Annotated in this window: 12 protein-coding genes; 7 read left to right on the forward strand and 5 right to left on the reverse strand. The window is 67.2% G+C overall.

What is annotated here, in order from left to right:
- Positions 1 to 11: 11 nt before the first annotated feature.
- Positions 12 to 785 carry a 5'-3' exonuclease gene (locus ACI1V7_RS22360; RefSeq protein WP_404534061.1) on the reverse strand — a complete coding sequence of 258 codons (774 nt, stop codon included), beginning with the start codon at positions 783 to 785 and terminating at the stop codon, positions 12 to 14.
- A 19-nt stretch (positions 786 to 804) separates the two neighbouring features.
- Entirely contained in the window at positions 805 to 1,488 is a 684-nt protein-coding gene (locus ACI1V7_RS22365; RefSeq protein ID WP_404534062.1) for a glutathione S-transferase, read from the reverse strand.
- A gap of 191 nt (positions 1,489 to 1,679) precedes the next feature.
- On the opposite strand from ACI1V7_RS22365, the gene ACI1V7_RS22370 reads away from it, so the two are divergent.
- The 4 genes from ACI1V7_RS22370 to ACI1V7_RS22385 all read left to right on the forward strand — a co-directional run bounded on the left by ACI1V7_RS22370 (position 1,680) and on the right by ACI1V7_RS22385 (position 7,018).
- Positions 1,680 to 3,236 (forward strand): methyl-accepting chemotaxis protein, encoded by a 1,557-nt coding sequence (locus ACI1V7_RS22370; RefSeq protein ID WP_404534063.1) that lies wholly within the window; start codon positions 1,680 to 1,682, stop codon positions 3,234 to 3,236.
- A 111-nt stretch (positions 3,237 to 3,347) separates the two neighbouring features.
- Positions 3,348 to 5,276: a CocE/NonD family hydrolase gene (locus ACI1V7_RS22375; RefSeq protein ID WP_404534064.1), complete on the forward strand. Its 1,929-nt coding sequence runs from the start codon at positions 3,348 to 3,350 to the stop codon at positions 5,274 to 5,276.
- Positions 5,277 to 5,442: 166 nt separating this feature from the next.
- Positions 5,443 to 6,012, forward strand: a complete 570-nt coding sequence (locus ACI1V7_RS22380; RefSeq protein WP_404534065.1) for a PEP-CTERM sorting domain-containing protein — start codon at positions 5,443 to 5,445, stop codon at positions 6,010 to 6,012.
- A gap of 124 nt (positions 6,013 to 6,136) precedes the next feature.
- The gene (locus ACI1V7_RS22385; protein ID WP_404534066.1) at positions 6,137 to 7,018 is read left to right on the forward strand and encodes a DUF72 domain-containing protein; all 882 of its coding nucleotides are present in this window, start codon (positions 6,137 to 6,139) and stop codon (positions 7,016 to 7,018) included.
- 88 nt (positions 7,019 to 7,106) lie between these two features.
- Here ACI1V7_RS22385 and ACI1V7_RS22390 read toward each other — a convergent pair whose 3' ends face one another.
- The 3 genes from ACI1V7_RS22390 to ACI1V7_RS22400 are packed head-to-tail and all read right to left on the reverse strand — an operon-like array spanning position 7,107 to position 9,550.
- Positions 7,107 to 7,376: a DUF6587 family protein gene (locus tag ACI1V7_RS22390; RefSeq protein WP_404534067.1), complete on the reverse strand. Its 270-nt coding sequence runs from the start codon at positions 7,374 to 7,376 to the stop codon at positions 7,107 to 7,109.
- Position 7,377: 1 nt separating this feature from the next.
- A complete protein-coding gene (gene feoB, locus ACI1V7_RS22395; protein WP_404534068.1) occupies positions 7,378 to 9,267 on the reverse strand; it encodes a ferrous iron transporter B in 1,890 nt (629 codons plus the stop codon).
- A gap of 13 nt (positions 9,268 to 9,280) precedes the next feature.
- Positions 9,281 to 9,550 (reverse strand): FeoA family protein, encoded by a 270-nt coding sequence (locus ACI1V7_RS22400; protein ID WP_290413388.1) that lies wholly within the window; start codon positions 9,548 to 9,550, stop codon positions 9,281 to 9,283.
- Positions 9,551 to 9,801: 251 nt separating this feature from the next.
- Between ACI1V7_RS22400 and ACI1V7_RS22405 the strand changes: the two genes are divergently transcribed.
- The 3 genes from ACI1V7_RS22405 to bfr all read left to right on the forward strand — a co-directional run bounded on the left by ACI1V7_RS22405 (position 9,802) and on the right by bfr (position 11,583).
- Positions 9,802 to 10,020, forward strand: a complete 219-nt coding sequence (locus ACI1V7_RS22405; protein WP_404534069.1) for a (2Fe-2S)-binding protein — start codon at positions 9,802 to 9,804, stop codon at positions 10,018 to 10,020.
- A 289-nt stretch (positions 10,021 to 10,309) separates the two neighbouring features.
- A complete protein-coding gene (locus ACI1V7_RS22410; protein WP_404534070.1) occupies positions 10,310 to 10,990 on the forward strand; it encodes a PepSY-associated TM helix domain-containing protein in 681 nt (226 codons plus the stop codon).
- Positions 10,991 to 11,112: 122 nt separating this feature from the next.
- The gene (gene bfr / locus ACI1V7_RS22415; protein ID WP_404534071.1) at positions 11,113 to 11,583 is read left to right on the forward strand and encodes a bacterioferritin; all 471 of its coding nucleotides are present in this window, start codon (positions 11,113 to 11,115) and stop codon (positions 11,581 to 11,583) included.
- Positions 11,584 to 11,602: the final 19 nt, after the last annotated feature.

Here is an 11,602-nt window from a genome sequence, read left to right on the forward strand (position 1 = left end):
TTCCGTTCTGTTCAGGCCTCGTAGGCCAGCATGTTCCAGGTGACGCCCAGGCGCACGTCCAGCTTCAGCTGGACCAGCTGGCGCGAGATCTCGAGGATCTCGCGTTCGGCCCGCAGGCGCTCGCCCAGCGGCGTCTTGAGGATGCCCGCGCCGGCGATGACGGCATCCAGGTCGCCGTAGGCGTTGAGCAGGCGCGCCGCCGTCTTCATGCCGATCTTCGACACGCCCGGCACGCCGTCGGTGGGGTCGCCCATCAGCGCCAGCAGGTCGTGCAGGCGCTCGGGCGCGACCCCGAAGCGCTGGCGCACCCAGGCGTCATCGTGCCACTCCCCCTTGAAATGATCCCACACCAGGGCGCCATGGGCGACCAGGATGTGCAGGTCCTTGTCGGTGGTGGCGACCACGGCCTCGCCGCGTCCTTCCGACAGCCAGCGCATCACGCCGGTGGCGATGACGTCGTCGGCCTCCACCTCCGGCAGCGCCAGCACGTGCAGCCCGGCCGCGCGCAGGCGCTCGTGGAATTCCGGCAGCGCCGCGCGCAACACGTCCGGCATCGGCGTGCGGCCCTCGCGGTAGCGCGGATACAACGCATGGCGCCAGTTCGGGCCGCCGTAGTCGAAGGCCGCCAGCACGTGGGTCGGCGCATGCGCTTCGAGCAGGTTGCGGAACGACGAGAACGCATGGCGCAGCGCGATGCTCGCCTTCAGGTCCGAGTCCGGTTCGGGGCTCGCCTCGTACACGCGGCGCACGATGTTCAGGCCGTCGATCGCCAGCAGCTTCGCCATGTCCCGCGCCTGCCCTTCCTTACTTCACGAAGTCGTACTTGCCGCCGCGCTCCAGCGCGCGCTGGTAGCCGGGACGCGCATGGATGCGCTCGAGGAAGGCGACCAGGTTCGGGTACTGCCCGTCCAGCCCGCCGCGCGCCGCCGCCGCCTCCAGCGGGAAGCTCATCTGGATGTCGGCGGCCGAGAACGCGCTGCCGGCGAACCAGGTGCGCTTGCCCAGCTCTCCTTCGAGGAAGGCCAGGTGCTGGCGGATCTGCGGCATCACGAAGCTGTCCTTGACCTTGGCGGCGATGCCTTTCGCGATCGGCCGCACGAAGAACGGCGCCGGGCCGCTCCCGACCCGGTCGAACACCAGTTTCAGCAGCAGCGGCGGCATCATCGAGCCTTCCGCGTAGTGCAGGAAATACGTGTAGTGCAGGCGCTCGGGCGTGCCGGCCGCGGGCGCCAGCGGCCCCTCCGCGCGGCCGTCGCCATGGCGGCCGACCAGGTATTCGACGATGGCGCCGGATTCGGCCACGGTGACGTCGCCGTCCGTGATCACGGGCGACTTGCCGAGCGGGTGCACGGCGCGCAGTTCGAGCGGCGCCAGCATCGTCTTCGGATCGCGCTGGTATTTCCTGATCTCGTATTCCAGACCGAGCTCCTCCAGCAGCCACAGGATGCGCTGGGAACGGGAATTGTTCAGGTGATGGACGACGATCATGACATTCTGCACATTGATGATGGGCGCCAGCATAGCACCGTTGTCCGGATGACCAAAATCGAAATGGCATGGCCGCAATCGTGTGTATCCATACGGCAACTACCTGCTATACTCAATAATTGCATGTTCAATATTAAGTATTTCTTTTTTTCAACATCCTCATCCATCGCTGTTCCTCCCTTCCTTCCTTCATGAACTTTCTGTCCCGTCTGAGCATCGCCAGGAAAATGGCGCTGCTGTCCCTCGTCACCGGCGTCGGCATCCTCCTCGTGGCCGCCGGCTTCCTGTGGTCCGAGCGCCGCCTCATCAACGACGAACGCGGCCGCGCGGTGCGGCAGGCCGTCGAGGTCGCCGTCGGCGTCGTCGAGCGGCACCGCCAGCTTGCCGCCACCGGCGTCGTGTCCGAGGCCCAGGCCCAGCGCGACGCGCTGGAGGCGCTGCGTCCGCTGCGCTACGACGGCCACGAATACTTCTGGGTCAACGACATGACACCGCGCATGCTCATGCACCCGGTCAAGCGCGAGCTCGAGGGCCAGGAACTGGGCCAGATGGCCGATCCCCACGGCCTGCGCCTGTTCACGGTCATGGTCGACGTCGTGCGCCGCGATGGCGCCGGCTTCGTCGACTACCTGTGGACCAAGCCGGGCAGCGACGCTCCGGTCGCCAAGGTGTCCTACGTCAAGGGCATCCCGGGCTGGAACTGGGTCGTGGGCTCGGGCGTCTACCTGGACGCGATCGACGCCGTGTTCTGGCCGCGCCTGCTGCTGTTCGCGGGCGCCGCCGTGCTGCTGTCCGGCGTGCTGATGCTGTGCGGGACGGCCGTCTCGCGCAGCATCCGCGCCCCGCTGGCGCGCGCCGTCGCGCTGGCGCACACGGTGGCCGCCGGCGACCTCACCAGCCGCATCGACGTGCGCGGCAACGACGAGACGGCGCGCATGCTGGCGGCGCTGCGCGAGATGAACACGAGCCTGTCGGGCATCGTCGGCGCCGTCGACGGCGGCATCCGCACCATTGCCAGCGCATCGACCCAGATCGCCAGCGGCAACCAGGACCTGTCCAGTCGCACCGAGCAGCAGGCCGGCGCGCTCCAGCAGACGGCCGCCACGATCGAGGAGCTGACGGGCGCCGTGCAGCAGAACGCGGCCAATGCGCGCCATGCCAGCAGCCTGGCGTCCGGCGCCAGCGCGGTGGCACGGCGCGGCGGCGAGGTGGTCGGGCGCGTGGTCCAGACCATGGGCGCGATCGACGCCTCGGCGCAGCGCATCGCCGACATCATCGGCATCATCGACGGCATCGCCTTCCAGACCAATATCCTGGCGCTGAACGCCGCGGTGGAAGCGGCGCGCGCCGGCGAACAGGGGCGCGGCTTCGCCGTCGTCGCCAGCGAAGTGCGCGCACTGGCCCAGCGTTCCGCGAGTGCGGCCAGGGAAATCAAGGCGCTGATCGACGAGTCGGTGCGCCAGGCGGGGACGGGTTCCCAGCTGGTGCGCCAGGCCGGCGACACGATGCACGAGATCGTCGAGGGCATCGACCGCGTCACGGTCCTGGTCGGGGAAATCGCCGGCGCCAGCGCCCAGCAGCAGGATGGCATCGCCCAGGTGAACCGGGCGATCGCCGAGATGGACGGCGCCACGCAGCAGAACGCCGCGCTGGTCGAGCAGGCTGCGGCCGCCGCGGCGGCGATGAACGAGCAGGCCCGCCACCTGGGCGATGTGTTCAGCGTGTTCAAGGTCGCCCAACGGCACTAAACAAGCAGGCCGGCGGCGTGCACGATTGCACGCCGCAACACCCTTGGGTACTATGCTTTGATGCAACTTTTGACAACGTTGCTCTTTCAACCCAGTACCCGTGGAGACTCCATGTCGCGCCTGCCGTCCCTGTCCGTCCTTTCCCTCCTGCTCGCCGCGTCATACGGCACCGTCCAGGCGCAGACCGCGCCGATGGCCCCCGACATTCCCTCCACGCCATTCTCCGCGACGGTGCCGAACGCCGACTACGTCAAGCAGGAATTCATGATCCCGATGCGCGACGGCGTCAAGCTGTACACGGTGGTCGTGATCCCGAAGGCGGTCATGCAGGGCAAGGCGCCGATCATGCTGACCCGCACCCCGTACAACGCGGCCGGCCGCGCCGGCCGCATGAAGAGCCCGCACATCACGTCGATCCTGGGCGACGGCGACGACGCCTTCATCGAGAACGGCTACATCCGCGTGTTCCAGGACGTGCGCGGCAAGTACGGTTCGGAAGGCGACTACGTGATGACGCGCCCGGTGCGCGGCCCGCTCAACAATACCCAGGTCGACCACAGCACCGACGCGTACGACACCATCGACTGGCTGGTCAAGAACGTCCCGCAATCGAACGGCAAGGTCGGCATGGTCGGCTCCTCGTACGAAGGCTTCACCGTGCTGATGGCCCTCGTCGAGCCGCACCCGGCGCTGAAGGCGGCCGTGCCGATGAGTCCCATGGTCGACGGCTGGCGCGGCGACGACTGGTTCCACAACGGCGCCTTCCGCAACCCGAACCTGGCCTATGTCGTCGGCCAGAACGCCGCGCGCGGCAAGGGCGAGCAGATCGTCACCGGCGTCTACGACGACTACGAGGCCTTCCTGCGCGCCGGCTCGACCGCCGACTTCGCCCACGCCTACGGCATCGACCAGCTGAACTTCGTGAAGAAGCTGTTCGAGCATCCGGCCTACGACAGCTTCTGGCAGGAGCAGGCGCTGGACCGCATCCTGGCCAAGCGCCCGCTCACGGTGCCGACCATGAGCGTCGTCGGCCGCTGGGACCAGGAAGACATCTACGGCGCCTACGCCACCTATGCCGCCGTCGAGCCGCAGGACAAGACGAACAAGCTGAACTCGCTGGTCGTGGGCCCGTGGCGCCACAGCGGCGTGAACTACGAGGGCTCGACGCTGGGCGCGCTGAAATTCACGGGCGACACGGCCCAGCAATTCCGCCGCGACGTCATGCTGCCTTTCTTCAACCAGTACCTGAAGGATGGCGCGCCGGCCTTCGACACGCCGCCCGTGTGGTCCTACCAGACCGGCGTGAACCGCTGGCGCCGCCTCGAACAGTGGCCGCTGGCGCAGGCGACGAAGCCGCTGTACCTGAAACCGGGCTTCGGCCTCGGCTTCGAGAAAATGGAAGGCAAGGTGGACAAGGCCTCGTCCTTCGACGAATACGTGTCCGACCCGGCCAAGCCGGTGCCCTTCGTGCCGCGCCCCGTGCGCATGGGCGACGGCAACGTCTGGAAGCCGTGGCTGGTGACCGACCAGCGTTCCTACTCGGACCGGACCGACGTCGTCACCTACGTCACCGGGCCGCTGTCCGCCCCGCTGCAGCTGGCCGGCCAGCCGATGGTCAACCTGTTCGCCTCGACCTCGGGCACGGACAGCGACTGGGTCGTGAAGCTGATCGACGTGTACCCGGACGAGAGCGCGGCCCAGCCGGAACTGGGCGGCTACCAGCTGCCGATCGCGATGGACATCTTCCGCGGCCGCTACCGCCAGGGCCTGGACAAGCCGGTCGCGGCGACGCCCAACAAGGCCGAGCGCTACCGCTTCGCCCTGCCCAACGTCGACCACGTGTTCCTGCCGGGCCACCGCATCATGGTGCAGATCCAGTCCAGCTGGTTCCCCCTGTACGACCGCAACCCGCAGACCTTCGTGCCGAACATCTTCCATGCCAAGCCGGCCGATTACCGCAAGGCGACCCAGCGCATCTACCACGCGCCGGGACTGGAAAGCGTCATCGAGTTGCCGGTGGTGGAGGGTGCTCAGCAGTAAATGCATTCCCTTCCGCAACACATTGATTTCATTGGGGAAAGTTAAAAGGGAAATTGTCGCAAGCGGGCGACAGCAGAAACTGAACAACAGGGACTTTCATCGAGGACAAGAGTACGCTTGGCGTGTTGTTCCCCACAGCACGCCAAGTTTCCATCGAGGTCCAAACATGAAGCATCTGATATCCGCCGGCGCCCTGCTCGTCTGCAGCGCCCTCGCCCAAGCCCAAACCACCCACTGGACCTTCAGCTACGTCGGCTTCTACGACCGCGAAGCCGCCACCTTCCTCTCCGACATGCGCATTGACGGCTCGTTCACGGGCGTCGACGCCAATCTGGACGGCATCCTCGAACGCAGCGAGCTGACGTCGCTGCTGGTCGGCACGCGCGACTACGTCACCTGCGGCGGCGCCAGCCTTCCGGGCAATTACTGCGGCGCCGACAGCTTCCATTTCTCCACCAGCGACGGCCTGTCGTTCAGCCTCGGCGAATACGGCGGCGACCCCGAAGGCTGGTCGGGCGGCGGCCACCTGATCGAGTCGGGCAAGATGAGCTACGAGTACACGTATAACCCGGGCGGCAGCTACGAGCACCACCTCGACTGGACCGGCGCCACCACGCTGAACATGGCCTCGGTGGCGCCGAGCATCATCACCTCGGTGCCGGAACCGGGCGAATGGGCGATGCTGGTGGCGGGCCTGGCCGGCATGTGCGCCTGGTCGCGTCGCCGCCGTTCCTGACGGATCGCAGAGGTCAGAGCCCGGTTCTGCTTTCCAGGGGCTCTGACCCCGGTGTTCCGCCCGCTGCATAAGACAGTACGACACCGCACCGAACCAGAACGCTCACGTCCGTAGACTACGGCACATGGGCACAATCCACATCGGCATCTCCGGCTGGCGCTATCCGGCCTGGCGCGGCGTGTTCTACCCTCCCGGGCTCGTCCAGGCGCGCGAACTCGGCTACGCGGCGCGGCAGCTGCCAACCATCGAGCTGAACGGCTCCTTCTATTCCCTGCAGCGCCCGAACAGCTACGCGGCCTGGTACGACGCGACGCCGCCCGGCTTCGTGTTCGCCGTGAAGGGCAACCGCTTCCTCACCCACATGCTCAAGCTGCGCGGCATCGAGACGCCGCTGGCCAACGTGCTGGCGTCCGGCATGTTCGCGCTGCGCGAGAAGCTCGGCCCCATGCTGTGGCAATTCCCGCCGCAGCTGCGTTTCGAGCCCGAGCGCATCGACGCCTTCCTGTCCCTGCTGCCGCACGACACGGGCCAGGCCCTGCTGCTTGCGCGCGGCCACGACGACAAGCTGGACGGCCGCGCCCTGCTCGAGATCGACGCCGTGCGGCCGCTGCGCCACGCGGTGGAAGTGCGCCACGAGAGTTTCCGCTGCCCCGCATTCATCGCCCTGCTGCGCAAGCACAACATGGCGCTGGTCGTGGCCGACACGGCCGGCAAGTGGCCGGACTTCGAGGACGTGACGGCCGATTTCGTCTATATCCGCCTGCACGGGGAGCATGAATTGTATGCGAGCGGCTACGAGGACGATTCCCTGCAGCGCTGGGCGGATCGGATCCGCGCCTGGAGCACGGGCGGGCAGCCGCAAGACGCGCGCCTGGCCTCGGACGAGGCGCCGGCGCGCAGGAAGAGACGGGATGTATACTGCTACTTCGACAACGACATCAAGGTCAGGGCGCCGCAGGATGCGTTGCGGCTGATGGCGTTATTGGACGTGGCGTGGAACCCGTGACGCTGCGGGGGATGCGTGGTGGGCATATGATGCCCACCCTACGTCGGTGGGTATGTAGGGTGGGCACCACGTGCCCACCATTGCATCATCACCGCTGCACGTGCAGCTTGATCACCTTGCGCCCCTGCGCATCGCGTTCCGGCAGCGCCGCCGGCGCGCAGGTATTGCAGCCGCCGCTGTCGCAGCCGCCGCCGCAGCTCGAACCGGTGTCGAGCCAGGCGACCAGCCGGCCCTTGCCGGTGCCGTTCGAGAGGGTGTAGACGAGGCGCTGGCGCCAGGCCTTGGGCAGGTACTTGGCGCCGGCGTACAGGGCCGCCAGCAGGACGACGAATGCGACGATCAGGTATTGGAACAGCATGTCAGCCTCCCATGGCCAGCGCCACGTGATAGGTGATGAACGAAGCCGTGTAGGCCAGTGCGAACATGTAGCCGGCCATCAGCAGCGCGTAGCGGGTCTTGCCCGTCTCGCGGCGCACCACCGACAGCGTCGACAGGCACTGCGGCGCGAACACGTACCAGGCCAGCAGCGACAGCGCCGTCGCCAGGCTCCACGACGACGCGATGATCGGGGTCAGCGCGGTGGCGACGTCGTCGCCGGCCGACGACAGCGCGTACACGGTGCCGAGGGCGCCCACGGCCACTTCGCGCGCCGCCATGCCCGGCACCAGCGCGATGCAGATCTGCCAGCCGAAGCCGATCGGCGCGAAGATGACTTCCAGCGCGCGGCCCAGCATGCCGGCCACGCTGTAGTAGATCGGCGGGTGGGTGGCGCCTTCCGGGGCGCCCGGGAAGCTGGACAGGAACCAGACCAGGATCATCAGGGTCAGGATCGTGGTGCCGACGCGGGTCAGGAAGATGCGCGCGCGTTCCCACAGGCCCAGCGCCAGGTTGTGCAGGTGCGGCCAGTGGTAGGCCGGCAGCTCCAGCATCAGGGGCTGGTGGCCCTTGGCGCCCATGCTGCGCTTGAAGAACCAGGCCACGGCCATGGCGCTGACGATGCCGGCCGCGTACAGCAGGAACAGCACGAGGCCCTGCAGGTTGAAGCCCCAGCCGACCTCGCGGTTCGGGATGAAGGCCGCGATCACGAGCGCGTACACGGGCAGGCGCGCGGAACACGTCATCAGGGGCGCGATCATGATCGTGACCAGGCGGTCGCGCGGGTTCTGGATGGTGCGCGCCGCCATCACGCCGGGAATGGCGCAGGCGAACGAGGACAGCAACGGGATGAAGGCGCGGCCGGACAGGCCCACCCCGCCCATCATGCGGTCGAGCAGGAAGGCCGCGCGCGGCAGGTAGCCGCAGTCTTCCAGGATCAGGATGAAGAAGAACAGGATCAGGATCTGCGGCAGGAACACGAGCACGCTGCCGACGCCGCCGAAGATGCCGTCCACGATCAGGCTGTGCAGGGGACCGTCGGCCATGCCCGCGCTGACCCAGCGGCCGAGCGCGTCGACGCCGTCCTTGATGGCGTCCATCACGGGCGCGGCCCAGCTGAACACGGCCTGGAAGATCAGGAACATCAGCGCCGCCAGGATGATGGGGCCGGCGACCGGATGCAGCACGACGCGGTCGATCTGCTCGCTCAGGTTGCCCGTGTCCTTGTCGAAGCTGACGGTGGCGTCGATGATGCGGCGCACCTCGCGCTGGGTCTCCTCGACCGGCACCGCGTCGATCGCGGCCAGGGGCTGCGGCTTGGCGCCGCCGGCCAGCGGCATCGCGTCGAGCGCGGCCAGCAGCGCCTTCTCGCCGCCCGCCTGGACCGCCACGGTCTCGACCACGGGCATGCCCAGTTCGCGCGACAGGCGCGCCGTGTCGATCTCGATGCCGCGCTTCCTGGCGACGTCGACCATGTTCAGCGCCAGCACCATCGGCAGGCCGAGGCGCTTGATTTCGAGTACCAGGCGCAGGTTCAGGCGCAGGTTGGTGGCATTGACGACGCAGACGATGGCGTCCGGGCTGCGTTCGCCGGCGCGCAGGCCGGCCACGACGTCGCGCGTGATCGCTTCGTCGGGGGTATGGGCGGTGAGGCTGTAGGCGCCGGGAAGGTCGAGCACGCGCAAGGCACGCCCGCCGGGCAGGGTGAAGCTGCCTTCCTTGCGTTCGATGGTGACGCCGGCGTAGTTGGCGACTTTCTGGCGCGCGCCGGTGAGGCGGTTGAACAGTGCGGTCTTGCCGCAGTTCGGATTACCCAGCAGGGCGATGAGCGGCGTCGTCGCGGCCGCATGGACCTGCTGTTCTACTACTCCCATTGCATGTTTCCGTTCATTCCGGCTGGATCGAGATCAGCGCAGCCTCGAAGCGGCGCAGGGCAAACGTGGACTGGCCGACTTTCACGGCCAGCGGGCCGCCCGTCAGGCTGCGCTTGAGCATGCGGATGCGTTCGCCCGGAACGAAACCCAGCTCCATCAGGCGGCGCGAGACGTCGATACCGCCGTCGCGTTCGCTCGTCGCGCTTGGCTTGAGCGTGATCACGGTGGCGCTCTGGCCGGCCTTGAGGGCGTCGAGCGTGGTCAGGGTGGGGGCAAGAGTCATGGTGTCGCTTCCGTAAAGAGGTGCAGCGCTGCGGTCACAGATGTGTGCATCATAAACCTAAATGCGAATTATTTCTATTTGCGGTTTGTCTACTTCTTTTTGCAGCGGCCGTTTTCGGTGCGCACGGATGACGAAAAACGCTTGCGTTCGCGGTGTGACTCCGGGAGAATACGAAAGTGAATGAGAATGATTCGCATTATAGACAGAGCAACATTGTCGAGTGCGCATCCCCACTACTCCGGAATCGCCCCATGATCGTCTGCGTCTGCAACAACATCTCCGACCGCGAAATCCGCCAGGCGGTCGACCTCGGCCTCACCTCGATGGCCGACCTGTACAAGGAACTCGGTGTCGGCACCTGCTGCGGCAAATGCGTCAGCTATGCCCGCGAAGTCATGCACGAACACCTGGACAGCAAGATCACGGTCACCGAACTGCGCCGCACCCCGGCTACCGGCCTGACCGCCTGATTCCCTGGCCATTCGACTGGCTGACCGGGCGATTGCCTGTTATCCAGGCAATCCGTCTGGTTTACGCCACGGGCGCGGCCTCGCCTGCGCCCGGTTGCCGCCGCCGCGCGATCGCCGCACCGCGCGCCGGCGTACATCCTGCCGCTTGCCCACCGCTTGCCCGCCGCTTGCCCATCCATGTGCCGGCCGCGCGCGGCCCGTATTGCTCCGCACAATCGCTGCGTGTTCCCGACCGTGGTTTTGCCGCTCTTGGTAGTATGTGGGCTCCGACGCATCCAGGTCCTGTCCCATGCCAGTGATCCCGTTCCGTTCGCCAAGGGCTCCCTTCCGGGTCGAGCCGCCGCCCGCACCTTCGCGGACCGCCATCGCCGTCCACTGGCTGCGCCGGATGCACGTCTGGGTCGGCTTGTGGGGCGCCCTGCTGGGCCTGCTGTTCGGCGGCACCGGCATCCTGCTCAACCACCGCGACGTACTGCCCATCCCGGCCGCCCAGGTGCAGGCGAGCACGGTCCAGCTGCCGTTGCCGGCGCCCGCCCCGCGCACCCCGCAGGCGCTGGCGGACTGGCTCAGGCGCTCATTGCGGCTCGGCCAGGATCCCGTGCGGGTGCAGGCCGAGGCCGCGCGGCCCGTCGCCTGGGGCGACCGCTCCCTCATCCAGCCGGCACGCTGGCGCGCCAGCTTCGCGGCGCCGTCCGGCAGCGTGCAGGCCGAGTACTGGGTCGGCAACAGCTACGTCACCGTCACGCGCAGCGACAACAATTTTTTCGCCACGCTGTCCAACCTGCACAAGGGGACGGGCATGGGGGCGGCCTGGGTCTTGCTGGTGGATACGCTGGCCGGCTCGATCATCCTGCTGTCGCTGTCCGGGGTGCTGCTGTGGGCGCTTACCACCCGCGCGCGCACCGTCGGGCTGGCGATCGGCGCGGCCTCGCTGGTGGCGGCGGGCACGCTGGCGCTGGCTGCGCTCTAGCCTCGTTCGCGACCGTGGCCACCGTTGCATTTTGCGGCAATGGGCCAGGCGGGGGATGTCCGCCGGGTCCAGGGGTTTGCTATGATGCCGGGGTCACATCCACACGAAAATAAAGGCATTCCATGAAGGGCGACCCGAACATCATCCGTCTGCTGAACGCACAGCTGACCAACGAACTCACCGCAGTCAACCAGTACTTCCTGCATGCGCGCATGTACAAGCACTGGGGCTTCGACAAACTCGGCAAGAAGGAATACGAGGAGTCGATCGGCGAGATGAAGCATGCGGACAAGCTGATCGACCGCATCCTGATGCTGGACGGACTGCCGAACCTGCAGGCGCTGCACAAGCTGCTGATCGGCGAATCGGCCCAGGAAATGCTGGAATGCGACCTGAAGCTGGAACGCGCGGCCCAGGTCACCGTCAAGGAAGGCATCGCCGCCGCCGAAATCGCCCACGACTACGTGTCGCGCGACCTGTTCCTGATGATCCTGGAAGATACGGAAGAACACATCGAGTGGCTGGAGACGCAGCTGGACCTGATCGTCAAGGTGGGGATCCAGAACTACCTGCAATCGCAGATCGGCGAGTAAGCGCCGAAATACGTTAAGT

Origin of the sequence: Massilia paldalensis, assembly GCF_044901715.1 — a bacterium.
In the GTDB taxonomy this organism is placed as follows: Bacteria; Pseudomonadota; Gammaproteobacteria; order Burkholderiales; family Burkholderiaceae_D; genus Telluria; species Telluria paldalensis.

Coding starts and splice junctions, on each gene's coding strand:
- ACI1V7_RS22405 (WP_404534069.1), top strand. CDS start 9,802: ATGATCGTCTGCGTCTGCAACAACATCTCCGACCGCGAAATCCGCCAG.
- ACI1V7_RS22370 (WP_404534063.1), top strand. CDS start 1,680: ATGAACTTTCTGTCCCGTCTGAGCATCGCCAGGAAAATGGCGCTGCTG.
- ACI1V7_RS22375 (WP_404534064.1), top strand. CDS start 3,348: ATGTCGCGCCTGCCGTCCCTGTCCGTCCTTTCCCTCCTGCTCGCCGCG.
- ACI1V7_RS22360 (WP_404534061.1), bottom strand. CDS start 785: ATGGCGAAGCTGCTGGCGATCGACGGCCTGAACATCGTGCGCCGCGTG.
- ACI1V7_RS22380 (WP_404534065.1), top strand. CDS start 5,443: ATGAAGCATCTGATATCCGCCGGCGCCCTGCTCGTCTGCAGCGCCCTC.
- ACI1V7_RS22390 (WP_404534067.1), bottom strand. CDS start 7,376: ATGCTGTTCCAATACCTGATCGTCGCATTCGTCGTCCTGCTGGCGGCC.
- ACI1V7_RS22365 (WP_404534062.1), bottom strand. CDS start 1,488: ATGATCGTCGTCCATCACCTGAACAATTCCCGTTCCCAGCGCATCCTG.
- ACI1V7_RS22400 (WP_290413388.1), bottom strand. CDS start 9,550: ATGACTCTTGCCCCCACCCTGACCACGCTCGACGCCCTCAAGGCCGGC.
- ACI1V7_RS22410 (WP_404534070.1), top strand. CDS start 10,310: ATGCCAGTGATCCCGTTCCGTTCGCCAAGGGCTCCCTTCCGGGTCGAG.
- ACI1V7_RS22385 (WP_404534066.1), top strand. CDS start 6,137: ATGGGCACAATCCACATCGGCATCTCCGGCTGGCGCTATCCGGCCTGG.
- bfr (WP_404534071.1), top strand. CDS start 11,113: ATGAAGGGCGACCCGAACATCATCCGTCTGCTGAACGCACAGCTGACC.
- feoB (WP_404534068.1), bottom strand. CDS start 9,267: ATGGGAGTAGTAGAACAGCAGGTCCATGCGGCCGCGACGACGCCGCTC.